At 72.3% G+C, this 24,405-nt stretch carries 25 protein-coding genes and 1 tRNA gene; 13 read left to right on the forward strand and 13 right to left on the reverse strand.

Annotation, left to right across the window (positions count from 1 at the left end; genetic code table 11):
• Positions 1–28: 28 nt before the first annotated feature.
• Together VA596_RS14640 and VA596_RS14645 are read right to left on the reverse strand one after the other, a co-directional pair.
• The gene (locus VA596_RS14640) at positions 29–679 is read right to left on the reverse strand and encodes a DUF4230 domain-containing protein (RefSeq protein ID WP_323327225.1); all 651 of its coding nucleotides are present in this window, start codon (positions 677–679) and stop codon (positions 29–31) included.
• 257 nt (positions 680–936) lie between these two features.
• Positions 937–1,956 (reverse strand): NAD(P)-dependent alcohol dehydrogenase, encoded by a 1,020-nt coding sequence (locus VA596_RS14645; RefSeq protein WP_323327227.1) that lies wholly within the window; start codon positions 1,954–1,956, stop codon positions 937–939.
• Between the two features lie 95 nt (positions 1,957–2,051).
• Here VA596_RS14645 and VA596_RS14650 point away from each other — a divergent pair, with 95 nt between their 5' ends.
• A complete protein-coding gene (locus VA596_RS14650; RefSeq protein ID WP_323327229.1) occupies positions 2,052–2,636 on the forward strand; it encodes a TetR/AcrR family transcriptional regulator in 585 nt (194 codons plus the stop codon).
• A gap of 473 nt (positions 2,637–3,109) precedes the next feature.
• Here the strand turns inward: VA596_RS14650 and VA596_RS14655 are convergent, their stop codons facing one another.
• Both VA596_RS14655 and VA596_RS14660 read right to left on the reverse strand, forming a co-directional pair.
• On the reverse strand, positions 3,110–4,720 hold the full coding sequence (locus VA596_RS14655; protein WP_323327231.1) for an FAD-dependent monooxygenase: 1,611 nt from the start codon (positions 4,718–4,720) through the stop codon (positions 3,110–3,112).
• Between the two features lie 22 nt (positions 4,721–4,742).
• Positions 4,743–5,588: a trypsin-like serine peptidase gene (locus VA596_RS14660; protein ID WP_323327233.1), complete on the reverse strand. Its 846-nt coding sequence runs from the start codon at positions 5,586–5,588 to the stop codon at positions 4,743–4,745.
• A 187-nt stretch (positions 5,589–5,775) separates the two neighbouring features.
• On the opposite strand from VA596_RS14660, the gene VA596_RS14665 reads away from it, so the two are divergent.
• Both VA596_RS14665 and VA596_RS14670 read left to right on the forward strand, forming a co-directional pair.
• Entirely contained in the window at positions 5,776–6,492 is a 717-nt protein-coding gene (locus tag VA596_RS14665) for a hypothetical protein (RefSeq protein WP_323327235.1), read from the forward strand.
• Between the two features lie 88 nt (positions 6,493–6,580).
• Positions 6,581–6,832 carry a hypothetical protein gene (locus VA596_RS14670; RefSeq protein ID WP_323327237.1) on the forward strand — a complete coding sequence of 84 codons (252 nt, stop codon included), beginning with the start codon at positions 6,581–6,583 and terminating at the stop codon, positions 6,830–6,832.
• On the opposite strand, the gene VA596_RS14675 is transcribed toward VA596_RS14670, so the two are convergent.
• Positions 6,747–7,610, reverse strand: coding sequence for a LysR family transcriptional regulator (locus VA596_RS14675; protein WP_323327239.1), 864 nt, complete (start codon positions 7,608–7,610; stop codon positions 6,747–6,749). The two genes, VA596_RS14670 and VA596_RS14675, sit on opposite strands and share 86 nt — an antisense overlap.
• A gap of 34 nt (positions 7,611–7,644) precedes the next feature.
• Positions 7,645–8,457, reverse strand: a complete 813-nt coding sequence (locus tag VA596_RS14680; RefSeq protein WP_323327241.1) for an Fpg/Nei family DNA glycosylase — start codon at positions 8,455–8,457, stop codon at positions 7,645–7,647.
• Positions 8,458–8,586: 129 nt separating this feature from the next.
• Here VA596_RS14680 and VA596_RS14685 point away from each other — a divergent pair, with 129 nt between their 5' ends.
• From VA596_RS14685 to VA596_RS14700, 4 genes are all read left to right on the forward strand, one after another.
• Positions 8,587–9,315, forward strand: coding sequence for a dihydrofolate reductase family protein (locus tag VA596_RS14685; protein ID WP_323327243.1), 729 nt, complete (start codon positions 8,587–8,589; stop codon positions 9,313–9,315).
• A 5-nt stretch (positions 9,316–9,320) separates the two neighbouring features.
• Positions 9,321–9,674, forward strand: a complete 354-nt coding sequence (locus VA596_RS14690; protein WP_323327761.1) for a YciI family protein — start codon at positions 9,321–9,323, stop codon at positions 9,672–9,674.
• Complete coding sequence (locus VA596_RS14695; RefSeq protein ID WP_323327245.1) at positions 9,671–10,876, forward strand: RNA polymerase sigma factor; 1,206 nt, start codon at positions 9,671–9,673, stop codon at positions 10,874–10,876. The genes VA596_RS14690 and VA596_RS14695 overlap by 4 nt, the downstream gene beginning before the upstream one ends.
• 578 nt (positions 10,877–11,454) lie before the next feature.
• Positions 11,455–11,679, forward strand: coding sequence for a DUF5808 domain-containing protein (locus tag VA596_RS14700; protein ID WP_323327247.1), 225 nt, complete (start codon positions 11,455–11,457; stop codon positions 11,677–11,679).
• A gap of 129 nt (positions 11,680–11,808) precedes the next feature.
• Here VA596_RS14700 and VA596_RS14705 read toward each other — a convergent pair whose 3' ends face one another.
• From VA596_RS14705 to VA596_RS14730, 6 genes are all read right to left on the reverse strand, one after another.
• The gene (locus VA596_RS14705; RefSeq protein ID WP_323327249.1) at positions 11,809–14,841 is read right to left on the reverse strand and encodes an MGH1-like glycoside hydrolase domain-containing protein; all 3,033 of its coding nucleotides are present in this window, start codon (positions 14,839–14,841) and stop codon (positions 11,809–11,811) included.
• A gap of 84 nt (positions 14,842–14,925) precedes the next feature.
• Positions 14,926–16,419: a carboxylesterase/lipase family protein gene (locus tag VA596_RS14710; protein WP_323327250.1), complete on the reverse strand. Its 1,494-nt coding sequence runs from the start codon at positions 16,417–16,419 to the stop codon at positions 14,926–14,928.
• Positions 16,420–16,460: 41 nt separating this feature from the next.
• On the reverse strand, positions 16,461–17,054 hold the full coding sequence (locus tag VA596_RS14715) for a TetR/AcrR family transcriptional regulator (protein ID WP_323327252.1): 594 nt from the start codon (positions 17,052–17,054) through the stop codon (positions 16,461–16,463).
• 256 nt (positions 17,055–17,310) lie between these two features.
• Positions 17,311–17,383 (reverse strand) — tRNA-Leu (locus tag VA596_RS14720).
• Between the two features lie 312 nt (positions 17,384–17,695).
• Positions 17,696–18,718, reverse strand: coding sequence for an aldo/keto reductase (locus VA596_RS14725; protein WP_323327254.1), 1,023 nt, complete (start codon positions 18,716–18,718; stop codon positions 17,696–17,698).
• A 62-nt stretch (positions 18,719–18,780) separates the two neighbouring features.
• A complete protein-coding gene (locus VA596_RS14730; protein ID WP_323327256.1) occupies positions 18,781–19,233 on the reverse strand; it encodes a VOC family protein in 453 nt (150 codons plus the stop codon).
• A gap of 112 nt (positions 19,234–19,345) precedes the next feature.
• On the opposite strand from VA596_RS14730, the gene VA596_RS14735 reads away from it, so the two are divergent.
• Genes VA596_RS14735 through VA596_RS14750 form a run of 4 tightly spaced genes read left to right on the forward strand, consistent with a single transcriptional unit; the run spans position 19,346 to position 21,651 of the window.
• Positions 19,346–20,335, forward strand: a complete 990-nt coding sequence (locus tag VA596_RS14735; RefSeq protein ID WP_323327257.1) for a helix-turn-helix transcriptional regulator — start codon at positions 19,346–19,348, stop codon at positions 20,333–20,335.
• A 56-nt stretch (positions 20,336–20,391) separates the two neighbouring features.
• A complete protein-coding gene (locus VA596_RS14740) occupies positions 20,392–20,718 on the forward strand; it encodes an ArsR/SmtB family transcription factor (protein WP_323327260.1) in 327 nt (108 codons plus the stop codon).
• Positions 20,715–21,206 (forward strand): SRPBCC family protein, encoded by a 492-nt coding sequence (locus tag VA596_RS14745; RefSeq protein ID WP_323327262.1) that lies wholly within the window; start codon positions 20,715–20,717, stop codon positions 21,204–21,206. Before VA596_RS14740 ends, VA596_RS14745 begins: the two co-directional genes overlap by 4 nt.
• Positions 21,199–21,651, forward strand: coding sequence for a VOC family protein (locus VA596_RS14750; protein ID WP_323327264.1), 453 nt, complete (start codon positions 21,199–21,201; stop codon positions 21,649–21,651). Before VA596_RS14745 ends, VA596_RS14750 begins: the two co-directional genes overlap by 8 nt.
• 10 nt (positions 21,652–21,661) lie before the next feature.
• Here VA596_RS14750 and VA596_RS14755 read toward each other — a convergent pair whose 3' ends face one another.
• Positions 21,662–22,348, reverse strand: coding sequence for a TetR/AcrR family transcriptional regulator (locus VA596_RS14755; protein WP_323327266.1), 687 nt, complete (start codon positions 22,346–22,348; stop codon positions 21,662–21,664).
• An 87-nt stretch (positions 22,349–22,435) separates the two neighbouring features.
• On the opposite strand from VA596_RS14755, the gene VA596_RS14760 reads away from it, so the two are divergent.
• A complete protein-coding gene (locus tag VA596_RS14760) occupies positions 22,436–23,338 on the forward strand; it encodes an SMP-30/gluconolactonase/LRE family protein (RefSeq protein ID WP_323327268.1) in 903 nt (300 codons plus the stop codon).
• A gap of 25 nt (positions 23,339–23,363) precedes the next feature.
• A complete protein-coding gene (locus VA596_RS14765; protein WP_323327270.1) occupies positions 23,364–24,353 on the forward strand; it encodes an LLM class flavin-dependent oxidoreductase in 990 nt (329 codons plus the stop codon).
• Positions 24,354–24,405: the final 52 nt, after the last annotated feature.

Raw genomic sequence — 24,405 nt, forward strand, 5'->3', positions numbered from 1 at the left:
GGAGAACCGTTGCCCGGCAAGCGGTTCGTCAGCCGGCGGGGTTCTCCGCGTAGTTCACGGTGATGTTCTTGAACCCGAGGGACTGCAGCAGGCCGACCAGCATCGTCTTGGTGTTGCGCTCCGCGTCGGCCAGCAGCGTGCTCTTCGCGGCCGCGGCCTGGATCTGCTTCTGGGCGAGCTCGTAGAGCGCCTGCTGCGAGTTCGGGTTCCCGCTGAGGAAATCGTTGATCTTGGTGAACAGGCCCTGCTGCTGCGCGTACACGTGGGACTCGTGCACGTCCAGGGTCGCCGGCTCCAGCTGCGCGTGGCCCAGGGTGATCGTGGCGGACTGGCGGTCGTCGGAGACCTTGACCGCGTCGCCCTTCAGCTTCGAGAAGTCGACGAAGGCGTTGTCCGTGCCGACACCGATGAACAGCGTGTCGCTGCCCACGAGGAAACTGGGCAGGGCCGAGCTGGTCGTGATGTCGACGACCACCTGGAACGAACCGCTGGCGGCCTCGTAGCGCGACAGTTCGACGATCGACTGCAGCAGCACCGGACCGGAGTGCTCTTCGGTGTGTTCGGCGAACGGATTGCGCAGCTGGGGCAACAGGTGTACCGCCGATCCGACGAGGACCGCGCCCGCCAGGACCACCACTGCCACAGCCAGGATGACGAGCTTCTTGCCCCATGCACGCATACGGGAGGAATACCCAAGCGGGCCCGGGATTAAGCGATTCCGGACGCCGGTCGTGGCGGGCGGGCGGATGCCGGAGCCGGGTAGGCCAGTCGGCCGAACGGCGGATCACTGGTCATCGGGAAACCGCCGCGGCCGCTCACTGTGCACTCCGGCACTCGTCACGGCGCGCGGCGGTGGCTACCTTCGGAGTCGGGGCAGGTGCACCACTCGATGGGCGCGTGTGCCCCCCTTCCTGGGGGAGGGGGGCATCGCCCGCCTCACGACATCGCGAGCACCGCCCGGTAGCGAGCCCGGCCGCTGCGGACGAGGTCCACCGCGGCGTTGATCTCCGCCACCGGGAACGTCTCGACCTGCGGTCCGATGCCGTGACGCGCGGCGAAGTCGAGCATCAGCCGGGTTTCGGTCGGGGAGGCCGGTACGCCGCCGGAGATCATCTTCTCGGCCGGGAGCAGGTGCATCGGCTGCACGGTGATCGCCTCGGGCGGCACCCCGACGACGCTGAGCCGCCCCTGGGGGACGAGCAGGTCGAGGTAGTCGTCCCACGGCAGGTTCGCCGAGACCGTGGACAGGATGAAGTCGAACGACCCGGCCGCGTCGGCAAGCGCGCCTTCTTCGCCCGTGGCGAGGAAGGACGTCGCGCCGAAGCGGCGGGCATCGTCCTCTTTGGACCGTGAGGTGGAGATCGCGGTGACGTCGCAACCCCAGCGGGAGAGGAACTGCAGCGCGAGGTGCCCGAGCCCGCCGATGCCGACGACGGCCGCGCGGTCGACGGGCCGGACCCCGTGGCGGATCAGCGGCGCGAAGACCGTGACGCCGGCGCACATCATCGGCGCCGCCTGTTCGGACGGGATCGCGTCGGGGATCGGGTAGGCCGTGCGCCAGTCCGAGACGCGCAGGAGTTCGGTGAAGGCGCCCCGGTCGCCGCGCATCACGGTGTCGTCCCGCCGTGGGCAGAGGTTGTGGCGTCCGCTCAGGCAGAGTGGGCAGCGGAAACACGCGCCGGCGATCGCGCCGACCCCCACCCGGGTGCCGATCGGCAGCAGCTCGGTGTCGACGGCGTCGCCGACGGCTTCGACCACGCCGACGGCTTCGTGCCCGGCCACGCAGGGGAAACGCGTGATGCCGTACTCGTTGTCGATCTGCCCGACGTCGCTGTGGCAGACGCCGCAGTGCGTCACGCGGACGTCGGCTTCCAGGGCGCCGAGAGCGCCGGAGTCCCGTTCGCAGGGTTCGAGGCGGGCGCCCGCGGAGGGCGCCGCGTACGAGGTGACGAGCATGGTGTCCCTTCCTGCCGGTGAGACCACCACCGTACAGTACGAAACCGTGTCGTTTCGTTCAAGCCTCTGAACAGCGTCGATGCTATGATCAGACGATGAGTACGCGCCCGCTGGACCCCACCCGTGACGCCCGGATCCTCGACGCGGTCCTGGAGCTGATCGCCGAGGCGGGGTACGTGTCGATGACGATCGACGCGGTGGCGGCCCGGTCCGGGACGTCGAAAGCCACCATCTACCGGCGGTGGCGCAACAAGCACGAGATCGCCCTGGCCGCCATGACCCGCTACCACGGGCGGCACACGTCGTGGTCGGTCGACACCGGAACCTTCCGCGGCGACCTGGCCGCGCACACCCGCCGCTTCGCCGAAGTGCTCAACGGCTTCGACGGCCGGCTCGCGGTCGGCCTGGTCCAGGCCCGCGCGTCCGACCCGGAACTGCTGGACGAGCTGGAGACCCGCTTCTCCAGCGGCGCACGGCTGCCGCCCGAGGTGATCGAGCGAGCCGTCGCCCGCGGCGAGCTATCCGGCCCGGTCGACGCGGGCCTGTTCGAGGAGGTGGTCGCGTCGGTGCTGTTCATGCGCTGGATGTGGCGCCTGCCGATGGACGCGGGTTTCCTCGACCACGTGGTGGACGACCTGGCGGTGCCGGTCCTCACGGCCGGAAGCCGCGCCGCCTCCTGACCGATTTCGGAGGCCCCGCGTGGTCCCGGGGCGCCTCACGCGACCGCGGCGGTGCCCCGCACGTGGTTCGGGATTGCCCTACGCGGCGGCGGTCTCCCGCTCGGGCGCGGGCGGGACAGATGCCGGGACCGTCGGTTCTGTTGCCCGCGCGTGGTTTCCGGTTCGCCCGTGGCGGGTTGTCGCGCAACGCGATCGCGGCGTTCCCGCTTGGGTGCGCTCCGGCTTGCACCTCGCCTGGACCTTCGGTGTTGGTGCCCCGCGCGCAATTCGGGATCGCTCGCGGGTCGTCGGGGGCAGTTTGCCGCGTCTCGTTCGGGTGTGGGCGGTCCGCTGCTCGTCCGCACCAGGATCCCTGACCGGTCTAGGTCCGTTGCCCCGTGCGTGGTCCAGGACTGCCCGCCGGTCGTCGGGGTGGTTTGCCACGTCTCGTTCGGTGTGGGCGGTCCGCGGTCCGCACCAGGTTCCCTGAGCGGTCAGCCGCGCTGCCCCCGCGCGTGGTCCAGGACCGCCCGCGGGTTGCCCGGCGTGGTTTCGCCTCGCCACGCCACGTATCCGTCCGGCCGGACCAGGACGTAGCGGGCGCCGTAAAGACCGTGCAGGTCCGGGCGGTTGAGCCGGAAGCGTTTCAACGGCACGTCCGCCGCGGCGGTTTCCCATTCGGGCGCGGGCGGGGCGGCGACCTCCAGGAGCGTGAAGCCGGGGCCGAGTTCGTCCTGCAGCGACCTGTGCCGGTCGAGCCACTGGTGCGGCAGCCGGTTGCCCGGCGCGGCGGACGGCCGGTAGTCCGAACCGGGGGAGACCGGGGCGGGTCCGTCGTCCGGGATGACCAGCGGCGAGTCGGGGTACGCCGTGCCGAGCACGAAACCGAGGGTGTACATCTCGGCCGTCTTGGCCTGCCGGATCTGGTCCGCGGTCTTGGCGCGCACGGCGCGGCCGTCCGGTCCGTCGTCGTCCAGCCCCGGCACGGCCAGTTCGCCGGTCAGCACCCGCATGTTCCGCTCGGCTTCGGCGATGGCCCGCTGCGCGACGGGACGGCGTTCGATCTCGTAGGAGTCGAGCAGCTCGGGGCCGGCCCAGCCGCGCAGCGCGGCCGCGAGCTTCCAGCCGAGGTCGGCGGCGTCCCCGATGCCGGTGTTGGCGCCGAACCCACCCCACGGCGGGTTCTGGTGCGCGGCGTCCCCGGCCAGGAAACACCGCCCCGCCCGGTAGTGGTCGGCGACCAGCATCCGGGCCGTCCAGGGATCGGTCGCCTTCACGGTGACGGGTACTTCCGCGCCGATCATCCGGTGCACCGCCCCTGCGCACCACGCGGCGTCGGCGCCGTCCGGGGCGTTGATGATGATCGCCCACCACAGGTCTTCGGTGTCCAGCGTGCCCATCAGGCCGTTGACCTCGGGTTCGACCACCCAGTACTGCACGGCGCGGCCCAGGTCGTGGCGGGCGGACAGGCCCGGCGCGTCGAAGATGACCTGCACGTTCCGGATCTCGTGGCTCCGCCCGGTCAGCGGGATGCCGCACGCCCGCCGGACGGCGCTGCGGGCACCGTCGGCGCCGACGAGGTACCGGCCCCGCACCACGCGCTCGCGTCCCGCCTCGTCCGTCGCGGTGGCGGTGACGCCGGTGGCGTCCTGCTCGGCGCCGGTCAGCGTCCAGCCCCAGTGCGCGCTGACCGTCTCCCGCCGGGTGAGGGTGTCGCGCAGGGCCGACTCGACGTGGTTCTGCGCGCTCCACAGCGCGGGTTCGGCCAGCTCCGCCCGCTGGACGTCGCTGAGGGCGAAGACGCCGTCGAAACGTTCCAGCTGATGACCGGTGAGCGAAGTGCAGAAAACCGCCGAATCGGACCACCCGAACGGCAGGCGCGCGTGCTCCCGCACCGCGCCGGCGATGCCCAGGCGCCGGAAGATCTCCATCGACCGGGGGTTCATCTGCTTGCACCGCGGCGACGCCAGGCTCGGCTGCGGCCGCGGTTCCAGCAGGACGCAGTCGATGCCCCGCGAGCCGAGTTCGTGGGCGAGGGTCAGGCCGACCGGGCCGCCGCCCGCGATCACGACCTCCGTGGTCTCCACTTCGGCGCTACCAGTCATGAAGGGGAGTCTATAGCGGACTTCAGAGGTCTCCGGCTCGCTCGTACAGTGCCCGCACGGGGTCGGTGAACGCGGCGCTCGTGAGGTCGAGCGTGACGCCGTCTTCGTTCATCGTTCCCCGGCTGGTGGCACCGAAAACGGTCCCCTTGCCGGTGACGGGGTCGAAGTCGCGCAGCCACGGGCCGCCGCTGGAGCCGCCGGCCAGATCGCAGTCCGTCCGCCAGGCGGACACGACCGAGTTGGTTTCGAGGGTGGCCGGCCTCGCGCAGGAGAGCAGCGCTTCGCCGCCCGCCAGCCGCGACACGGGGTAGCCGAGGATCGTGGTGTCCACAGGGGACGGTGGCTTTTCGAACGAAATGTCCTGGGTGCCCGCGACGTCGGCGACGTGCCGGCCGTCGACCGGGTCGAGGGCGAGCACCGCGTCGTCGTCGGTCCCGCTGGTGGGACCGCTGTAGGTGGCGGACCAGGCGAAGGCCCGGACCGGGAACACCCCGTGCGGCGCCGCGCCGTGGTCGTAGCCGGGGACGAACACGACGTCGACGATCTTGATCGGGTTGTCGAACCGGTCCAGACCACCGTTGACGCAGTGCCCGGCGGTGAGCGCGACGTCGTTGGTGGCGCTGGGAACCACGGTCGCGGTGCAGGACTCGTCGACCCCGGGGACGGCGGTGAAGAACAACCGCCCGACCCCCGCGGGTACCGGGCCCTCCCACAGCCGGCCGATCTTCTCGGCCGGGGGCAGGGAGTCGTCGCCCGCCCACTGCCGCATCCGCTCCGGCGTCCAATAGGCCAGCGCCGCGGCCCGGTCCGCCGCGCTCACCCGGGTCACCACCTGATCGCTCGCGCTCGCGGTCGCCGGTGCGGCCACCAAAGCCAGCAAAGCGGCGGCCAGGAAAAGGGCACGGCGTGGCATTGTGGTCATATCCGGTGGACGTCCGCCCGCCGACGGGGTTGTTCGCCGGACGGGTGATCTTGGCGTTCTGCCGGGGCGGCGCGCGGGCGCTAGGCTGCCGGACCTTGGGCCGATCAGCGGCCGTCCGCGAGGAGCCGCCGCCGTGCCAGCCGACCGTACCGCCGCATCGACCCGTCACCCCCGGCACCAGCGCCGCGGGGAGGCCCGCCTGCCGGCCGCCGTCGCGACCGTCGTGGCCATCGCGCTCTACCTGGCCCTGCCGGAACAGCTGCTGGTCGGTCCCCGGTTCGTGGTGCCCGCGCTGGAGTTCGTGCTGCTGGTGCCGCTGATCGCGATCAACCCGCGGCGCGTCACGCGGCAGACCCGGCTGTCCCGGATCCTGTCCCTGTCGCTGGTCCTGGTCATCGCGGTCACCAACCTCGGCGCCCTGGCACTGCTCGTCCACGACCTGGTCGCCGGCGCGGGCGACAGCGGCCAGGCCCTGCTGCTGGGCGCGTTGCAGGTGTGGCTGACCAACGTGATCGCGTTCGGCCTGGCCTACTGGGAGCTGGACCGCGGCGGCCCGGTCAAGCGCACCCAGTCCGGCCGCGCCGACCTGCCCCTGGCCGACTTCCGGTTCTCCCAGGACGAAAACGCCGACACGGTCGAGGAGGTCGCCGACGGCTCCAGCGTCAAGGCCGACTGGGTGCCGACGCTGGTGGACTACCTGTACGTGTCGGTGACCAACTCGACGGCGTTCAGCCCCACCGACACGATGCCGCTGTCGTCACGGGCCAAGGTACTGATGGCGGTGCAGAGCGTCGCCGCGCTGTTGACGTCGTTGCTGGTCATCGCCCGCGCGGTCAGCGTCCTCAAGTAACCAGCCGGCGTGATTCAGCGCTGCGAGAGCTGAATCCCAGCGAAACCGGGCGTTGGACGCCCCGCGTCTCAAGGCCGACACTCGAAGCATGACCGACACCGAGACCGCCGACCTCGTCCGGCTGCTCGACCGGCTCGCCGTGCGCGCGCTCGTGCTGGCCGCGGTCTGCGTGCCGGCCGGGCTCACCACCGTGGCGATGGCGCTGGGGTTCGTCGGCTGCGGGTTGCTGTTCGCGCCCGTCGGGCGGCGGCGGGTCACGCCAGCAGGTGGGCCAGCAGCGCCCGGGCCGCCGGGTTCGACGGCTCCGGACCGCGGCCCGCGAGGTGGATCGCCCGGCTGAAACCGGGCTGTTCGAGACGCGCGAACGGCAGGCCGGACTTCTCCGCGACGGGCTGCGGCACGATCGTCACGCCCAGCCCGGCCGTCACCAGCTCGACCAGCAACGGCATGTGCGTCGCCTCGCAGACGCGGTTCTGGCGCACCCCCGCCTCGGCGAACCGGCGGGCGACCATCGCCTGGATGCCGCTGCCGCTGAAGTCGAGGAACGGCTCGCCGTCCAGCTCGGCGAGCCGGACGCGGCGACGGCGTTCGAGGCGGTGGCCCGGGTGGCACAGCAGCACGAGCTGCTGGCTCCATTCCCGGAAGGCGAACAGCTCGTCGGCCAGCGGCTGGTCGCCGGCGACGAACGCCAGGTCGAGCTCCCCGCTCGCGACGGCGGCCGTCAGGACGGGAACGGTGCCGTCGCGCACGTGCAGCCGGATCCCGGGGTAGCGGACGCGGAACTCGCCGAGCTTCGCCGGCAGGTCCACCACGCTCAGCGCCTGGATCGTCCCGATCGACACCCGGCCGGTCGCCAGCCCGGCCACCGCCGCGACCTCGCCCTGCGCGGCCACGACGTCCGCGACGATCCGGTGCGCCAGCGGCACCAGCGCCCGTCCCGCCTCGGTCAGCGCCACCCGGCGCGTGGTGCGCTCGAACAGCGGCGTCCGCAGTTCGGCCTCGAGCTTGCGGATCGACGCGCTCAGCGCCGACTGCACCACGTGCACCTCCTGCGCCGCCGCGGTGAAGCTCCCGCACCGCGTCACGGCGAGGAAGTGCTCGACCTGCCTCAGCTCCATTCAGCGACCGTAGTGCTGAATCGGCCGGTTCAGTTCACTTCTCGCGGGAAATCACCTGTTCCGCGTCGCACCACCAGCTGGTGCGCCCGCCGGCCTTGCCCCGCACCATCGGCGCGCCGTCGCGCGGGCACCGCGCCCCGGGCTTCCGGAACGGGATGACGTCGAGCGTGTGCACACCACCGTGTTTCAGCGCGGCGGACACCGCACCACGGGTGGCCCGCAGGAGCCGATCGACGTCCGGGCGATCGAGTGCGTCGACCGGGAGGAGGGGGTGAAGCCGGGCACGCCACAGGATTTCGTCCGCGAGCAGGTTGCCGATCCCGGCGATCGCGCTCTGGTCCAGCAGGCGGGCCTTCAGCGGAGCGGTGCCCTTGGTGACGGCGGCGCGGAACTCGGCGGCGCTGACGGTCGCGGCGTCCGGGCCGAGGGCGTCCAGCGCGGGATCGAGCACGACCCGGCCCAGCCGGCGGGGGTCGACCAGCAGCAGGCGGCCGCCGTCTTCGAACGTGAGGGAGAAGCGCGACCAGCGGTAGTCGCCGGGGACGCGCCGGCCTTCCCAGTAGTCGCCGCCGTCGATCTCCGTCCCGTCCGGATCCGCCACCACGATCTTCCCGGACATGCCCAGGTGCAGGCCGAGCACGGGCCCGCCGTCGGACTCGCACCACATGGACTTGCCCCGCCGATGGGCGGCCACGAGCTGCCGCCCGACGAGCGCGTCACGGATCTGGCCGGGCTGATGCGGCCGGCAGACGTAACCGTCGGAGTCGTCGACGTCGGTGATCCGGCGGCCCAGCGCCGCGCGTTCGAGCACCGAACGGGCGAATTCCACCTCGGGCAGTTCAGGCATGGTCCTACGTCAACGGGCCAGGGCTCCTGGAAATTTCTCGCCGGTGCGTGTCGAGAACGGGCGCTCGGCTCCGACCAGTGGGCAGCGGCGGCCGGAAGAGGGCCGCCACCACGAGACGGAGCACACACGATGACCAAGGTGACCGCCCAGATGTCGGTGTCCCTCGACGGCTTCTACACCGGGCCACGGGCCGCCAAAGACACGAAGGGCTGGATGCGCGGTCCCGAGGCGCCCGGGTTCTTCCGGGTCACCCGCTGGGCCGTCGACGCCGCGGCCTGGCGCGAGCGGCAGGGCTTTGCGGGCGGCGAGCGGTCGGTCGACTCGGAGATCGTCGAGGAGACGTTCGCGGCGGCCGGGGCCTACGTCATGGGCCGGCGCATGTTCGACGCGGGCGAGTTCCCCTGGGGTGACGAACCGCCGTTCCACGCCCCGGTGTTCGTCGTCACCCACCGGCCCCGGGAGGTGCTCGAACGCCAGGGCGGCACGTCCTTCACCTTCGTCACCGAAGGGCTCGAACGGGCCATCGAGCTGGCCCGGGACGCGGCCGGCGGCAAAGACGTCGCGGTGTCCGGCGGCGGGGAGCTGCTGCGCCAGGTGCTGGCCGCGGGGCTGCTCGACCAGCTCGACCTGCACATCGCCCCGGTGCTGCTGGGGGAGGGGCAGCACCTGTTCGGCCCGGGTCTGGGCCTCGGCGCGGACGACGGCATCGAGCTGGTCCCCGACCGGGTCGTCGACTCGCCGGGGGTCACCCACATCCGCTATACCGTCACCGGGCGGTCGAAGCTGGTGCTGGACGACCGCGGTGCCAGCGGCGAGCTGGTCGGACCGGCCGCATCGGAGCAGAGGAGCGCGCTGTGAAGTACATGCTGCTGATCTACGGCAACGAGGAGGCCTTCACCTCGATCGGCGCGGAGAACCTCGCCGAGCTCATCCGGGAGACCGACGCCCTCAACCAGGAGCTGTTCGAGTCCGGGGAGCTGGTCGGCGCGTACGGCATGGCCGACCAGATGAACTCCAAGATGGTCCGGGTCGCCGACGGGACGCCGGTGGTGACCGACGGCCCCTTCGCCGAGGCCAAGGAGTACCTGGGCAGCTTCACGATCCTCGACTGCGACAGCCTGGAACGGGCCCTGGAGATCGCCGCGCGCAACCCGTCGGCGCGCCACTGGGGTGTCGAGGTCCGGCCGCTCATGCACGAGGCCAACGTCGAGCCGTGACCGGGTGGCAGGCCGTCCGGCGGCTGGTGCCGGAGGTGCTCGGCGCGCTGGTGCGCCGCTACGGCCAGTTCGACGCCTGCGAGGACGCCGTCCAGGAGGCGCTCGTGGCGGCCGCGGCCCAGTGGCCGGTCGAAGGCTGGCCGGACAGCCCGCGGGCCTGGTTGGTGACGGTGGCGACGCGCCGCCTCGCCGACCAGGTCCGCAGCGACGTCGCCCGCCGCCGGCGGGAGGAGGCGGACGCCCTCCGCACTCCCGCGGGCGGCGAGGCGTACGCCGACGACGACACGTTGACGCTGCTGTTCCTGTGCTGCCACCCGGCGCTGACCCCGTCGTCGCAGATCGCGCTGACCCTGCGGGCCGTCGGCGGCCTGTCGACCGCCGAGATCGCCCGGGCGTTCCTCGTGCCCGAGGCGACCATGGCGCAGCGCATCAGCCGCGCGAAGCAACGCATCAAGGCGGCCGGGGCGGGGTTCGCCCTGCCACCGCCGGCCGAGCAGGCGCGGCGGCTCGGTGTGGTGCTCCAGGTCGTCTACCTGGTGTTCAACGAGGGTTACACGGCCACGTCGGGGACGCGCCTGGTGCGGGCCGAGCTGACGGCGGAGGCCATCCGGCTGGCCCGCGAGCTGTACCGGCTGGTCCCGGGCGACGGCGAGGTCGCCGGGCTCCTGGCCCTGCTGCTGCTGACCGACGCCCGCCGCGAGGCCCGCACGGCCCCGGACGGGTCGCTGGTGCCGCTGAGCGAGCAGGACCGGACCCTGTGGAATGCCGAAGCCGTCGCCGAGGGCGTGTCGCTGGTGACCGGCGCCCTGTCGAGCGGCCCGATCGGGCCGTACCAGCTGCAGGCGGCGATCGCCGCCGTCCACGACGAGGCGCCCGCCGCCGAAGCGACCGACTGGCCGCAGATCCTGGCGCTCTACACGGTGCTCGAGAAGGTGGCCCCCAACCCGGCGGTGACACTCAACCGGGCGGTGGCGGTGGCCGAGGTCCACGGACCGGCGGCCGGGCTGGCCCTGCTGGAGGCCGTCTCGGCCGACGACCGCATCGCCGCGTCCCACCACCTGGTGTCGGTCCGAGCCCACCTGCTGGAGCTGGCCGGCAACCACAACGCCGCCCGCGCCGGCTACCAGGAGGCGGCCCGGCGCACCACAAGCGAACCCGAGCGGCGCCACCTGCTGGGTCGCGCTGCGCGGCTGGGCGGTTGAGGGGTTCGGCGGCCGCGAGGGCGGCCTGGCGCAACCCGAGCGGCGCCACCTGCTGACCCGCGCCGCGCGGCTGGGCGGTTGAGGGGTTTCGGCGGCCGGGCGCAACCCTCTTGGCCCGCGCTGCGTGGCTGACCGGTTTCGGCGGCTGCGCGCGCCGGGTGCTTCACAGCGGCCCGGCGCCACCTCCTGGTCCGTGCTGGGTGGCCGACCGGTTTCGGCGGCCGCGCGCCGGCGCCACCTCCTGACCCACGCCGCACGGCTGGGCGGTTGAGGGGTTTGGAGGTCGCGAGCGCCGGGTGCTTCACGGCGGCCTGCCCACCCGGGCGGCGCCACCTCTTGGACCGTGCTTGGTGGCTTGGTGGTTTCGGCGGCCGCGCGCCGGGTGATTCACCGCGGCCCGGCGCAACCTGAGCGGCGCCACCTCCTGACGCGCCGCGCGGCTGACCGGTTTCGGCGGCCGCGAGCGCTGGGTGCTTCACAGCGGTCGAGCGGCGCCACCTCCTGACCCGAGCCGCGCGGCTGGCGGAGTTTCGCCCGCCGCCGGCGCCGGGTACTCCGAAACAGGGAAGGTGATGGTCATGGCCGGTACCCCCGAGGACGGCAAGCGGCCGATCGAGCCGCAAGGACACGCGGCGGGCATGCCGTACGACTGGCGGCCGCCCACGACCGAGCGGCTGGCCGCCCGGCTGTGGAACGCCGACGACCCACGGTTCTTCACCCCGAAGACGTTCGGCTGGGGTTACGACGTGAACATCTACTGGCTGGCCCACCCGATGAGATTCGTGCGGGCCCGGCGCCGCTGAGGCGCCTCGCAAAGTCACGCCTCTGCGAGGCCAGAAGTCGCTGTGGTTCGCGGCCGGCGATGGCGCGGCCGATGGCCAGCGGGCCGGGGGTGGCGTCCCCAGTCGGCTGGCTCCCGGTCTTGTTCTGCGCTACCCCGCCGCCTTGACCTCGCTCGCGGTCAGGGCCCGGTTCCACACCTGGACACCGTCGACACTGCCGGGCCAGAAGTCGCTGTGGTTACCACCCGATACCGCGCGGCCGATGGCCAGCGGGCCCGGGGCGGCGTCGCCGGCCGGCTGGCTCCAGGTCTTGGCCTGCGCCACGCCGTCGACGTACAGGACGTACGTGCCCGCGTCCGCGTCGTGGACTCCGACCAGGTGGTACCAGCGGCCCGGCTGCGGGGCGGCGTCCGACAGGGCCCGGCCCGAGCTGGTCGAAAACGCCAGCCGGTCGTCGGCCGCCGAGTACTGCAGGTAGAACGCGCTGCTCGGGTTGCCGTCCTGGCTGACCGCCGTGGCCCACGAACCCGTGTGGTCCAGGCGGACCCAGGCACCCGCCGAGTAGTTCCCGGTGGTGTCTAGGACCGGACCGCTCGTCTCCGCGTACTGGCTCGACCCGTCGAGCTGCAGGGCCGTGCCGGCCTGGCCGGGGACCCACCCGGGCGTGCCGACCAACGTGGCGTCGTGGGTGCCTGCGCTGTCGTGGGCGACGATGCCGGCGCCTTCGTCGAAGGTCCAGGCGCCGACCGGGTTCTGCTGCCCGGCCGGGTGGGCGATCTGGAGGTTCTGGCGCTGGTGCGTGCTTTCCGCGCGGCCACCCGGCCCGCGGTAGGACGCCGTCGCGGTCAACGCCGCGGCGCTGCCCGGCTCGGCTCCCGCCGGTGCCGTCAAGGTGAACGCCCACGTTCGCGACTGGCCGGGCGGGATCGTGGCGGCGGGCCGTCCGGCCGGCACCGCCGACCAGCCGTCCGGCACGGCGAGGCTCACCCGTGGCGAAATGAGCGGGCTCGACGTCGTGTTGCGGACCGTGACGGTCAGCGGCGTGCTCCGGCTGACCGTGATGACGCCGTTCGCGTTGGCGGGCCCGGCGGTGATCCGCGCGTCCGGGCTCGACGGCGTCCAGGACTGGAACTCGGTGACGCCGACGAAGGCACCCGGCGGGTTGGTGAACACGAGCCGGACCTTGCTGGTGGTCACGGTGGGGAAGGTGATCCGGTTGACGCCGTTGCCTGCCGGGCTCGCCTGCTCGCGGACCTCCTGCCAGGCCGACCCCGTCCAGTACTCCAGGCGGTACGCGGCGGCCGGTTTGACGCCGCCACCGTCGTCGTAGCCGTTCCAGCGGAGGTCGCCGACGGGGGTGGGCGCGCCGAAGTCGACGCCGTAGAAGTCGTTCGCGTTCGGTGAGGCGTAGTTCGTCCAACGGGTGTTCTCGGGCACCTCGTTGTACCAGACCTTGCCGTCCACGGCGTTCCACGCGTTGTCGTTGGGGAACGTGTACGAGGTGATCGGCCGGGGATACCCGGTGCGCAGCGGGTTGGCGGCGTCGTTGACGAGGTCGTTCCCCGGCGCGACCCGCGTGCGGCCGACGTCGATGGTGGTGTTCCGCAGCGTCGCGGAGCGCTGGACGAGCCGTCCGTCGACGTAGAGGCGCATCCCGGCGCCCTGGCCGTAGTGCTTGCCGTCGCGGTCCCACAGCACGGTCACGTTGTGCCCGTGGTACGGCACGTTTTCGGCGGCGAAGTGGTCCCATGTGGACGGTGTGAGCGGCCGGACCTGCAGCGTGTCATCGGTTTGCGGGCGCAGGCCGATCAGCCCGGACAGGACCAGGTCGGTGTAGGTGGAGTGGTTGTAGTCCTCGCTGTGGTTCTGGCCGTCGTAGATCCACGCGTCGCGGTCGGGGTCGTGCGCCTCGGCGACGTACGGCTTGCCGTTCTTGGTCTGCGTCCGGGCGTAGGTGGCCAGTGCCGCGGCGTAGTCCTCTTTGGACACCGTGCGCTGGGCCGGGTAGTCGTCGAGCAGGTTGGCGAGACCAGTCAAGGTCTGGGAGGTGGCGAAGGGCCAGCTGGGTCCGTCCCAGCGGCAACACGAGCCGGCGTCCTTCATGAAGAACGGGCTGCGGCGCTCGGCGGTGGTCGGCCCGAAGGCGCTCGCGAACCCGCTGGGGTCGAGCAGCTGGGACCACGCCGTCGCGTCGGCCGGCTGGGCGGCGCCGAACATCCACGGGAGGTACCCGATCTGCTCGCGGCTGCCGGACAGCCGGTGGTCCGGGTTGTCGTCACGGGCCATCGCGTAGTAGAAGCCGCGTTTCGGGTCCCACAGCCACTTCTGCAACGCCCCCTTCAGCTTGGCGGCGCGCTGGGCGTACTCGCCGGCGAGCCTGTGGTCGCCGAGCGAGTCCGCGATGCGGCTGATCGCGACGGCGTCGCCGTACTGGTAGGAGTTGAGCGTCGGGCGGTAGCCGGCGCCGCCGTGGTACGGCTCGGGCGACTCGTACGACGAGGCCGAGAACTCCATGGCGTCCCACACCGGCACCGACCAGTAGAGGCCCAGGTCGGCGTTGAACTGCTTGTCCCAGCCGCGATATTGGCGCACCAGAGCCGGAAGCAGCTCGCGCAGCGGCGCGAAGTCCCCGCTCACCTGGGCCTGGCCGTAGGCCGAGGTGGCCAGCCAGACGCTGTACTCGTGCGCCCAGTCGGTGGTGTCGGCGTTGACGTCGTCGGTGGCCGGCTTGGGGCCGGCGCCGGGACCGGTGAGCCAGAACTTGAGGTAGTCCTGGCCGTAGCCCGGGTCGCGCAGCCAGCGCCCTTCGGTCAGCTGGTGCCCGGCGGCCGCGTTGATCGCCTGGTAGGGCGCGGCGTAACCGCAGCAGTCGAGGAACTCCGTCGAGATCCAGCCGTCGGCGGGGTCGGTGTAGCGCAGGTGCTCCTTGAAGACGCGCCAGCGGTAGTAGTAAACGCTCTGCATCGTGGCGTCGGGCAGGTCGACGAACGGGATGTTCGCCTCGTACCAGGCCGGATCGGCGTACCCGGCGAGGGCGGCGGAGTGGTCGAGGAAGTGCGTCCCGCCCCCGGGTGCCGGACGGGCGGTGTCTTCGGCCGCGTCCGCGACCCCGCCGAGCGCCGCCTGCGCGAGCAGGGCCGCCGCGGCCAGCCAGAGACTTCCCCAGGACAGTCGCCCGCGCATCGGGTCCTCCCGCAGGTTTACAACGTTGTAAAACTCAGACTCGACCACTATCGCTCAGAATCACTCAAAAGGGAACACCCAGCTCTACCGCCGGCCGTCCCAGGCGGCTCGCTCGGCGCCCGCGGCGTCCGGGACGACCTGGGATTCCCGGTCGTAGACCATGGTCTGCCGGTCGTTCCGCTCGTACCGGGGCCAGCCGGGATCGCCCGTCGTGGCGAAGCGGACGAAGTCGGCGTGCACGCGCCGCGCCAGCTCCCGCGGCGGGTGCGTGCCGAACAGGGCGATCGCCGGCTCGCCCAGCGCCATGACCGTCTCGAGGTCGTCGCGCACGAACGGCAGGTCGACGGCGTGGAACGCGCCGGAGCCGGGCGGGATTCCTTCGCGCTGCCAACGGAACTCGTACAGCCACGACGGCTCGGGGCGCGCTTCGAGCAGCCGGATCGTCGGGATCCGGAAGCCCCAGTCCGACCAGCCGGCCTCGACGAGTGCGGCCAGCCCGCGGACGCGGCGGCGGCCTTCGCGGTAGGCGCGCACGGTCGGGCCGTCCATCCCGAGCGTGCGGCGCAGGCCCAGGCGGATCAACGGCGCCACCGGCCCCGCGACGCTCGCGATGCCGTCGATCAGCGGCGCGGCCTCGTTGCCCGCGGTTCCGGCGAGCAGGGGCACCCCGGGCGTGCCGCCGGCGCTCCGGACCGGGTTCGCCGGCAGGAACTCCGTGCCGTGCACCCCGCGGAACGGGCTGAGCAGCAGCGCCCGGCGATCGCCCCGGACCAGGCCCAGCGCGTACCGCTTCAACGCCTTGAACGACGCCGTCGCCGTGCGCTCCAGGCTGACCGACGACAGGCCGGCCACGGTTGGCGCGACCCCGAGGTCGCGTGCCACCTGGCGGGTCACGCGCCACGCCTCGTCGGCGTCCACGGACGCCATCGAACACCCGCTCTGGGCGATCGCGCCGGCGAACGTGCCGCGGGAGGCGGGCAGTGCGAGCTGGTTCATCACGCTGACACCACCGGCGGACTGCCCGAAGATCGTCACCCGCGCGGGGTCCCCGCCGAACGCGGCGATGTTGCGCTGCACCCAGGCGAGCGCCGCGGACTGGTCGCGCAGCCCGAGGTTGTCGTGCCCGTCGCCGAGGTACAGGAAGCCGTCGATGCCCAGCCGGTAGTTGATGCCGACGTGCACGACGCCGTCGCGCGCGAAGTTCTTGCCGCTGTAGCCGGGCAGGGAGCCGGCGCCGTAGATGTAGCCGCCGCCGTGTATGTGCACCATCACGGGCAGGCTCGCGCTGCCGGGATCGGGCGTCCACACCTCGAGGGTCAGGCAGTCCTCGCCGGTCTCGGGCACCGCGTAGATCGCGCCGAGCGGGTTCTCCTCCGCCACCTGCGGCGGGGCGGGCCCGGGCTCGGTGGCGTCGCGGACGCCGTCCCAGTCCGCGGCGGGCTGCGGCGGCCGGAACCGGCGCGGCCCGAACGGCGGGGCGGCGTAGGGGATGTTGCGGAAGTGGTGCAGGCCGTCGATCTCGAGGCCCTGGACCACGTCGTTCTCGGTGCGGACGCGCGGGAAGGCGACGCTTGTCATGTCCGCAGCCTGCTGGGTCGGACTTAAATAGTCAAGGCGTACTAGTTTTGCGGGTCGAGAAGGCGGTGGGCCAGCCGCTTCCACGCGGCGAGGTTCGGGTCGCTCCGGTGGTCGCGCGGCTCGAAGGTGTAGGTCAGGGCGACGCCGCGCATGCTCGCCAGCAGCACGGGCGCGAAGTCGGGGAAGGCGGGATGCGCGACGACCTCCGGCCCGAACAGGCCGGTGATCAGCTCGCGGATGTGCCGGCCCAGCTCGTGCTCCGGGGGTCGCAGTGCGGCCGCGAGTTGCGGGTTGTGCTGCGCCGCGGCCCACAGCTGCAGGGCGGCCTTGAAGAGCGGGCCGTGGAAGGTGAGCCAGATCTGCTCGATCGCGTCGTCGATCGTCCCGGCCGCCTCGGGCACGCCGACCTGGCCGGAGCGCTGGATGGCCAGGTGCTGCACCGCGGCGATCAGCAGGTCGTCGCGGGACGGGAACTGGTGCAGCAGGCTCCCGCGCGAGACCCCGGCGCGTTCCTGGATGCGCGAAGTGGTGGTGGCGGCGTAGCCGTCCTCGGCGAGGCAGGTGACGGCGGCGGCCAGAATGCGTTCACGCGTGTCCCAGGCCCGCTTCTGAACGGGGAGCGGCGAGGTGGCCATGGCGCAAGATTAGTACCGGTTGATCCGCACGGTGGTGCGGACGTGGGGGAGAGGCCCACCCGGGAGTCGAACCCGGTGTTCACCGCGGCTTTGCAGGCCGCGTCACGACCGTCGTGCGATGGGCCGGGGGACCAGGCGGGGCCTGGTCCGTGGTCGCGCGCCGTGGTGCCGACCCACGTCGGGCCCGGGTTATGAGTCCGGGCTGGTTGCCGAACCGCGCGCGTGGCGCCCCGGTCTCCTTGCCGGGTGTTTCGCGTGCGGCCCCGGGGATTCGAACCCCGACTGGCCTGGTTCTGAACCAGGTGCCTCTGCCGTTGGGCTAGAGCCGCGTGGCGCGTCCGGGAGTCGAACCCTGACCAACGCGCCATTGTTGTGGAGGGGGAGTCGAAACTGTGTAGATGCCAAAGAAACAGCGTCGGAAAACAATTTCCGGGCGCACGAAATAGCGAAAGCCGCCCGGATCGGTTTCCCGACGGGCGGCTCCCAAGGGCCTTGACGCGTCTCACGTCATGGCGGGGAGCCAACGGTGGCCGAGGTTTCCAGCTCGGCGACGAGACAATACATCCGTCGCGTTCGCATGGTCCTCATGGCTGCTCCTCGGTTTGTGTGTAGACGTATCATCGCTCAGGTCAATTCCCGAGTCAACGCATTATTCGGCGGCGGAGTTCCGGTTGTGCGAGCGCCGGCGGGACGTACGCGACGTCGATTGGGCCGACGTCGGTTCCCGGTGCCACGATTTCGTCGATGCGGTCGAGCAAATCGTCATCGAGGTGCGTGCCGGCTCCGGCGAGCAGGTCGTCCAGCTGCTCGGGTGTGCGCGGGCCGATGATCGCCGACGTCACCGCGGGGTGGGCGGTCACGAACGCCAGCGCGAGGTGGGGCAATGACAGCCCGGCCTGGTCGGCGATCCCGGCGAGGGCCTCGACGGCGTCGAGTTTGCGTTCGTCGGTCATGTGCTGCCGCGCCCAGTGCAGCCGGCCGGCCGACGCCGTTTCGGTGCTGCCCCTGCGGAGGCGGCCGGCCAGCAGGCCCATCGCGAGCGGGCTCCACACCAGGACACCCAGCCCGTAGCGCTCGCAGACCGGCAGGATCTCGCGTTCGACGCCGCGGTTGAGGATCGAGTAGTGCGGCTGCTCGGACCGGAAGCGCGCCAGCCCGCGCCGCTCGGCCACCCACTGCGCTTCGACGATGTCCGACGCGGGCAGGTTGGAGTGGCCGATCGCGCGGACCTTGCCCGCGCGCAGCAGATCCGTCAGCGCGGCAAGGGTTTCCTCGACGTCGGTGCCGGGTTCGGGGTGGTGGGCCTGGTAGAGGTCGATGTGGTCGACACCCAGCCGGCGCAGCGATCCTTCGACAGCGGTGACGATCCACCGGCGGGAGCTGCCGCGCCGGTTGGGGCCGGATCCCATGGGGCCGTTGAACTTCGTGGCGAGAACGACGTCGTCGCGGCGGCCCCGCAGGGCCTTCCCGACGATCTTCTCGGACTCGCCGTCGCCGCCGTAGACGTCGGCGGTGTCGATGACATTGACGCCGCCGTCGATAGCGCGGTGGACGATGCGGACGCAGTCGTCGGGGTCGGGATTGCCGTACGGGCCGAACATCATCGTGCCCAGCGCGTAGGCGCTGACCTGGATGCCGGTCCGGCCGAGCGGGCGGGTCTGCATGGGGGTTCCTTCGGGGGAGGGGAGGAGTGCGGCCGGGGCCGGCCGCACTCCCCGGGGGAAGGTCAGGCCGCGACGTCGACGATCCAGGTGACGCCGAAGCGGTCGGCGAGCATCCCGAAGCCGGGCGCCCACGGGGCGGGGCCGAACGCCTCGATCACGTTCGCGCCCTTGGCGAGGCCCTCCCACACGGGGGTGACCTCGTCGACGCTCTCGCCGCGGACGGAGAGGAAGAACGGCTCCTTCGTGATCGTGGTGCCGTTTTCGCGGTACGTCGTGGGCGCACCCGGGGTGGCCGGCGTGTGCGCGCCGGGCACGTCGTAGGCCATGACCCGGAAGCCGTTGTCGGCGACGACCTGGCCGAACACGACGTGGTCGGCGCCGGGCACCTCGGCGGGCATCCCGAAGTCGGCGTAGGTGGCGACGGTGAGTTGCCCGCCGAACACCGACTGGTAGAACTCCAGGGCTTCGCGGGCCTGGCCGTGGAAGTTCAGGTGGGTGACAGCGTTGAGCGACATGGGTTCCGGTCCTTCGCGAGTGGTTCGTGGTGCCGGAGGTCTCCGGCGTTGAGACCGACGATGTCAGCAGTAGCGGACAGGGAACGTCCGCTACTTGTGTCATGGTGGAACCATGCCGATCGCCGCTTCGACCACCACGTCCAGCCGGCTGCTGTCGCTGCTGTCCATGCTGCAGGCCCGCCGTGACTGGCCGGGTGGCCTGCTCGCCGAGCGGCTGGGCGTCAGCGAGCGGACCGTGCGCCGCGACGTCGACCGGTTGCGCGAGCTGGGTTATCCGGTCCATGCGGTCAAGGGCCCCGACGGCGGCTACCGGCTCGAGGCCGGCAGCCAGATGCCGCCGTTGCTGTTCGACGAGGAGCAGGCGGTCGCGCTCACCGTGGCGCTGCGGATCGCGGTCGGGACGGGCGCGGGCATCGAGGAGGCGGCCGCGCGGGCCCTGGCCACGGTGCGGCAGGTGCTGCCGTCGAGGCTGCGGCAGCGCGTCGACGCCCTCGAGGTCGCCGCGGCCGGGCGCGCCGCCGATCCCCAGGTCGACACCGGGGTGCTGCTCACGCTGAGCGCCGCGGTCCGCGCGGGGGAGGAGCTGCGGTTCGACTACCGCTCGCCGGGGCGGCCCGAGGACGCCGAGCCGGGCCCGCCCCGCCGGGTGCAGCCCCACCACCTGGTGGTGCGGGGCGGGCGCTGGTACGTCGTCGGCTGGGATCCCGACCGCGACGACTGGCGGACCTACCGCGCCGACCGGATGACCCCGCGGGTGCCGAACGGGCCGCGGTTCGGTCCCCGCGAAGTTCCGGGCGGTGACGTGGCCGCGTTCCTTTCGGCCCGGTTCAAGGGTTCCGAGAGCGCCGACACCTGGCCCTGCCGCGGCGAGGTGATCCTCGGCCTGCCGGCGGCGGAGGTGGCGCCGTTCGCCGGCGACGGCGTCGTCGAGGCACTCGGCCCGGCCCGGACCAGGCTGACGTCGGGGGCCTGGTCCTGGGCCGCGCTCGCGGCGGGGCTGGCCCGCTTCGACGCCGAGATCGAGGTGATCGGGCCGCCGGAGCTGCGTGCGGCGTTCGCCGAGCTGTCCCGTCGCGCCGCCCGCGCCGCCGGTGCCCGTTGACAACCCCGCGCCGCCCGGATATAAAACCACTTGGTTATGGAACCGAGAGGTTATCAATGGGCACCAGCAGCACCTTGGACGCGACCTTCGCGGCCCTCGCGGACCCCACGCGGCGGGCCATCCTCGCCCGGCTCGCGACCGGCGACGCGACCGTCACCGAGCTCGCGGCCCCCTTCGCGATGAGCCAGCCCGCCGTGTCGAAACACCTCCGGGTGCTCGAACGGGCCGGGCTGGTGCAGCGCGGCCGGGACGCCCAGCGGCGGCCGTGCCACCTGGTGGCCGAGCCGCTCAAGGCGGCCACGGCCTGGCTGGCCGGCTACCGCGACTACTGGGAAGCCAGCTACCGGCAGCTCGACGACCTCCTGAAGGACCTGCAGCCATGACGCTCCCGGGACTCCGGGTCACCGAGACGGGCACCGCCGGGCTCGTGCTCACCCGGGACTTCGCCGCGCCGGCCAGCCTCGTCTTCGCCGCCCTCACCCGGCCCGAACTGCTGCGCCGCTGGCACGGCGCCCACGGCTGGCACCTGACCGCCTGCGACGTCGACCTGCGGCCCAGGGGCGCGTGGCGGTTCGTCAGCCTCGGGCCCGGCGGCGCGGAAATGGAGATGTACGGCGAGTTCCGCGACGTCGAGCCACCCGGGCGGCTCGTGCAGACCGAGATCCACCGCAGCTGGCCCGAAGGCGCCGCGCTCGTCACGACCGTGCTGGCCGAAACCGGCGGCCGCACCACCATGACCGTCACCGCGCAGTACCCGTCACCGGAAATCCGCGACCAGGTCGTGCGCACCCCGATGCGGCGCGGCGCCGGCGAGGCGTACGACCGCCTCGCTTCCGTACTGGACCAAGAGAAACGAGACGCTCATGCCTGACCCCGTCACCGAGATCCCCGCCGACCCCACGGCCGTCGTCGGCGACCCCGCCCACCCGCCCGTGCTTCCCGGCGCGTACCTGCTCGAACTCGTCCCCGTGCCGGTCACGGACATCGACCGTGCCATCGGGTTCTACCGCGACGCCCTCGGTTTCGTTCTCGACGTGGACGTCCGCCCGGTGGACGGCGTGCGCATCGTCCAGCTCACCCCGCCCGGCTCGGCCTGCTCGATCTCCCTCACCGAGGGCGTGCAGGCCATGGTCATGTCCCCGGGCACCGTGCGGGGGCTGCACCTGGTGGTCGCCGACATCGAGCAGGCCCGCGCCCAGCTGGTCGAGCGTGGTGTCGAGGTCGGTGCCGTCGAGGACATGGGTGGCGTGTTCTACGCGTACTTCGCCGACCCGGACGGCAACACCTGGTGCCTGCAGCACATGCCCTGGCGGTGAAACCGCGGCGTCAGCCTTTAGAGGAGGAGCCGACCATCCGGGCGGCCAGCTCGGCGTAGGACTCGCCGAGGGTGTCGGGGGAGTCCGCGCCGTCGAGGCGGTACCAGCGCACCAGGTCGATGCCGAGCGACAGGATCGCGCGCACCGTCCGGTCGACGTCGGGCACGTCGAAAACGCCTTCGTGGACTCCGCGTTCCACAGCGGCCTGCACCAACGCGGAGAACTGCTGCCTGAGGTCGAGCACCTCGCCGAGGTGATCCGGTTCGAGCGCCGCCAGTTCGTACTGGCAGACCCGCGCGACGGTGTGGTGGCGGGCGTGCCAGGACACGTGCCCGGCCACCAGGCGCCGGAGGTGACGCCGGGGTTCGCCGTCGTCGTGCTCAGCCGTCAGCGCCGCGAGGGCACGCTCGTGACCGGTCCGTGCGATGTGGAACAGCACGGCTTCCTTCGAAGCGAAGTGCACGTACAGCGAACCGGGACTGAGGCCGACGACGGCGGTGATGTCGCGGGTGGTGGTGGCGTGGAAACCCTTGCGGGCGAAGCACTGCACGGCTGACGACAGCAGTGCGCGGGCCACCGGGGAGGTGTGCTCGCCCCAGAACTCGCCGGGGACCGTCTCGGGACCGAGGTTGGTCGTGAGCTCCATCGCGGCCGACGCCGGGTGCCTGCCGCCGCCCCGGCGGCGCTCTTTCGCCACTTGACACCTCCCGGCCTCGGAGTCATGGTAACTGGGCGCTCAGTTAGCCGGAACCAAGACGTCGACGAAGACGTGAGGAGTGTCGCGATGGGACAGTCCGCGACCAGGCAGCCGACGGTTGTCGCCGAAGGCTTTTCCTACCTTGAGTGCCCGAGGTGGCACGACGGGCGGCTGTGGGTGTCGGACTTCTACACCGAGAAGGTCGTGGCGATCGACGGCCACGGCGACACCGACGTCGTCGCCGAGGTCCCCGCGCAGCCCTCGGGCCTCGGGTTCCTGCCCGACGGGCGCCTGCTCGTGGTGTCGATGCGCGACCACCGTCTCCTCGTGCGCGACGAATCCGGGGAGCTGACGGAGTACGCCGACCTGTCCGGCGTGGTCTCCGGGGTGCTCAACGACATGGTCGTCGACGAGCGCGGACGCGCCTGGGTGGGCAACTTCGGCTTCGACCTCATGGGCGGCGCCGCGGTCCGCTACACCACGCTCACCCGCGTCGACCCGGACGGGAGCGTCTCCGTCGCCGCCGAGGACCTCGGGTTCCCCAACGGCATGGTGCTCCTGCCCGGCAACGTCCTGGTCGTCGCCGAGACCTTCGCCGGGCGGCTGACCGCCTTCGACATCGGCGAGGACGGCGAGCTGAGCGGCCGGCGCGTCTGGGCGCAGTTCGGGGAGACCCCGCAGACCGACGACGTCGGCGAAGCGGTGCAGCAGCTCGAGGTGGCCCCCGACGGCATCTGCGCCGACGCCGAGGGCGCGATCTGGGTGGCCGACGCCGTCCACAACCGCGTCATCCGGGTCCAGGAGGGCGGCAAGATCCTCGACGAGATCAGCCCCGGCACCGGGGTCTTCGCCTGCATGCTCGGCGGCGAAGACGGCCGGACGCTGTTCCTCTGCGCGGCGCCGTCCTTCCCCGAGCACGAACGCCGTCCGGTCCGCGAGGCCCAGCTCCTGTCGGTCGACGTCGAGGTCCCGCACGCCGGCCTGCCCTGATCCGACGAGCACCTGGAGGGTCGTCATGGACGTCTCCTGCGCTTTCCCGACCGCACTCGACTCCCCGGACCACATCGCACTGGCCGAAGAGCTGGGCTACACCCGGGCGTGGGTCTACGACACCCCGCAGCAGAGCACCGACGTGTGGATGACGCTCGCGCTGGCCGCCGAGCGGACCGAGCGAATCGGGCTCGCCCCTGGCGTCCTCGTGCCGAGCCTGCGGCACCCGATGGTCAACGCCGCGGCGACCGCCACCCTCGCCGCGCTGGCGCCCGGCCGCGTCGCGGTCTCCTTCGGCACCGGGTTCACCGGCCGCCGCGCCATGGGCTACCGCGCGATCACCTGGTCCTACATGGAGGCTTACATCCGGGCCTACCGCGGCCTTCTGCGCGGCGACGTCGTCGAGTGGGAGGGCGCGCAGATGCAGATGCTGCACCCGGACGGCCACGCCCCCGCCCGGCCCATCGACGTCCCCGTCCTGATCGGGGCGCTGGGACCCAAGGGACACCGCGTGGCCCAGGAACTCGGCGACGGGCTGTACGTCACGTTGCAGCTACCCGAGTTCGTGAGCCAGTACTCGTGGGTGCCCTACCTCGTGTGGGGCACGGTGCTCGGCGAGGGCGAAGGCACCGACAGCGAGCACGCGCGCCAGGCCGCGGGACCCGGCTGGGCGCTGGCCTACCACGGTGCCTACGAGTTCGGTGGCGCCGACGCCGTGCGCGCCCTCCCGGGCGGCGCGGAGTGGATGGACGTGGTGGAGCGGACGGTGCCGGAGCGCCGGCACCTGACTGTCCACTCCGGACACTGCGTGGACCTGGGGGAGGCCGACCAGGCGGCGTGGAAGGCCGGTGGCCACACGATGCTGCGGGACGTCACGATGAGCGGCACGCGCGCCGAGCTCCGGCAGCGGCTCGACGAGGTCGCGGCCCGGGGCGTCACCGAGATCGTGTTCCAGCCCTGCGGACCCGACGTCCGGGCCGAGCTGGAGAACTTCTTCGACGCCGCGACCAGGTAGCCGTCCCCTTGTCCGGGCGGACAACGAACGGGCTCATTCCGGGTGATCGGGA

The sequence above is a fragment of the Amycolatopsis heterodermiae genome, from assembly GCF_034929455.1.
GTDB lineage: Bacteria > Actinomycetota > Actinomycetes > Mycobacteriales > Pseudonocardiaceae > Amycolatopsis > Amycolatopsis heterodermiae.

What these genes read in the sequence shown, in the direction of transcription:
- VA596_RS14640 (WP_323327225.1), bottom strand. Translation starts at nt 679, where the DNA reads ATGCGTGCATGGGGCAAGAAGCTCGTCATCCTGGCTGTGGCAGTGGTG.
- VA596_RS14645 (WP_323327227.1), bottom strand. Translation starts at nt 1,956, where the DNA reads ATGCTCGTCACCTCGTACGCGGCGCCCTCCGCGGGCGCCCGCCTCGAA.
- VA596_RS14650 (WP_323327229.1), top strand. Translation starts at nt 2,052, where the DNA reads ATGAGTACGCGCCCGCTGGACCCCACCCGTGACGCCCGGATCCTCGAC.
- VA596_RS14655 (WP_323327231.1), bottom strand. Translation starts at nt 4,720, where the DNA reads ATGACTGGTAGCGCCGAAGTGGAGACCACGGAGGTCGTGATCGCGGGC.
- VA596_RS14670 (WP_323327237.1), top strand. Translation starts at nt 6,581, where the DNA reads ATGACCGACACCGAGACCGCCGACCTCGTCCGGCTGCTCGACCGGCTC.
- VA596_RS14675 (WP_323327239.1), bottom strand. Translation starts at nt 7,610, where the DNA reads ATGGAGCTGAGGCAGGTCGAGCACTTCCTCGCCGTGACGCGGTGCGGG.
- VA596_RS14680 (WP_323327241.1), bottom strand. Translation starts at nt 8,457, where the DNA reads ATGCCTGAACTGCCCGAGGTGGAATTCGCCCGTTCGGTGCTCGAACGC.
- VA596_RS14685 (WP_323327243.1), top strand. Translation starts at nt 8,587, where the DNA reads ATGACCAAGGTGACCGCCCAGATGTCGGTGTCCCTCGACGGCTTCTAC.
- VA596_RS14690 (WP_323327761.1), top strand. Translation starts at nt 9,321, where the DNA reads ATGCTGCTGATCTACGGCAACGAGGAGGCCTTCACCTCGATCGGCGCG.
- VA596_RS14700 (WP_323327247.1), top strand. Translation starts at nt 11,455, where the DNA reads ATGGCCGGTACCCCCGAGGACGGCAAGCGGCCGATCGAGCCGCAAGGA.
- VA596_RS14705 (WP_323327249.1), bottom strand. Translation starts at nt 14,841, where the DNA reads ATGCGCGGGCGACTGTCCTGGGGAAGTCTCTGGCTGGCCGCGGCGGCC.
- VA596_RS14710 (WP_323327250.1), bottom strand. Translation starts at nt 16,419, where the DNA reads ATGACAAGCGTCGCCTTCCCGCGCGTCCGCACCGAGAACGACGTGGTC.
- VA596_RS14715 (WP_323327252.1), bottom strand. Translation starts at nt 17,054, where the DNA reads ATGGCCACCTCGCCGCTCCCCGTTCAGAAGCGGGCCTGGGACACGCGT.
- VA596_RS14725 (WP_323327254.1), bottom strand. Translation starts at nt 18,718, where the DNA reads ATGCAGACCCGCCCGCTCGGCCGGACCGGCATCCAGGTCAGCGCCTAC.
- VA596_RS14730 (WP_323327256.1), bottom strand. Translation starts at nt 19,233, where the DNA reads ATGTCGCTCAACGCTGTCACCCACCTGAACTTCCACGGCCAGGCCCGC.
- VA596_RS14735 (WP_323327257.1), top strand. Translation starts at nt 19,346, where the DNA reads ATGCCGATCGCCGCTTCGACCACCACGTCCAGCCGGCTGCTGTCGCTG.
- VA596_RS14740 (WP_323327260.1), top strand. Translation starts at nt 20,392, where the DNA reads ATGGGCACCAGCAGCACCTTGGACGCGACCTTCGCGGCCCTCGCGGAC.
- VA596_RS14745 (WP_323327262.1), top strand. Translation starts at nt 20,715, where the DNA reads ATGACGCTCCCGGGACTCCGGGTCACCGAGACGGGCACCGCCGGGCTC.
- VA596_RS14750 (WP_323327264.1), top strand. Translation starts at nt 21,199, where the DNA reads ATGCCTGACCCCGTCACCGAGATCCCCGCCGACCCCACGGCCGTCGTC.
- VA596_RS14760 (WP_323327268.1), top strand. Translation starts at nt 22,436, where the DNA reads ATGGGACAGTCCGCGACCAGGCAGCCGACGGTTGTCGCCGAAGGCTTT.
- VA596_RS14765 (WP_323327270.1), top strand. Translation starts at nt 23,364, where the DNA reads ATGGACGTCTCCTGCGCTTTCCCGACCGCACTCGACTCCCCGGACCAC.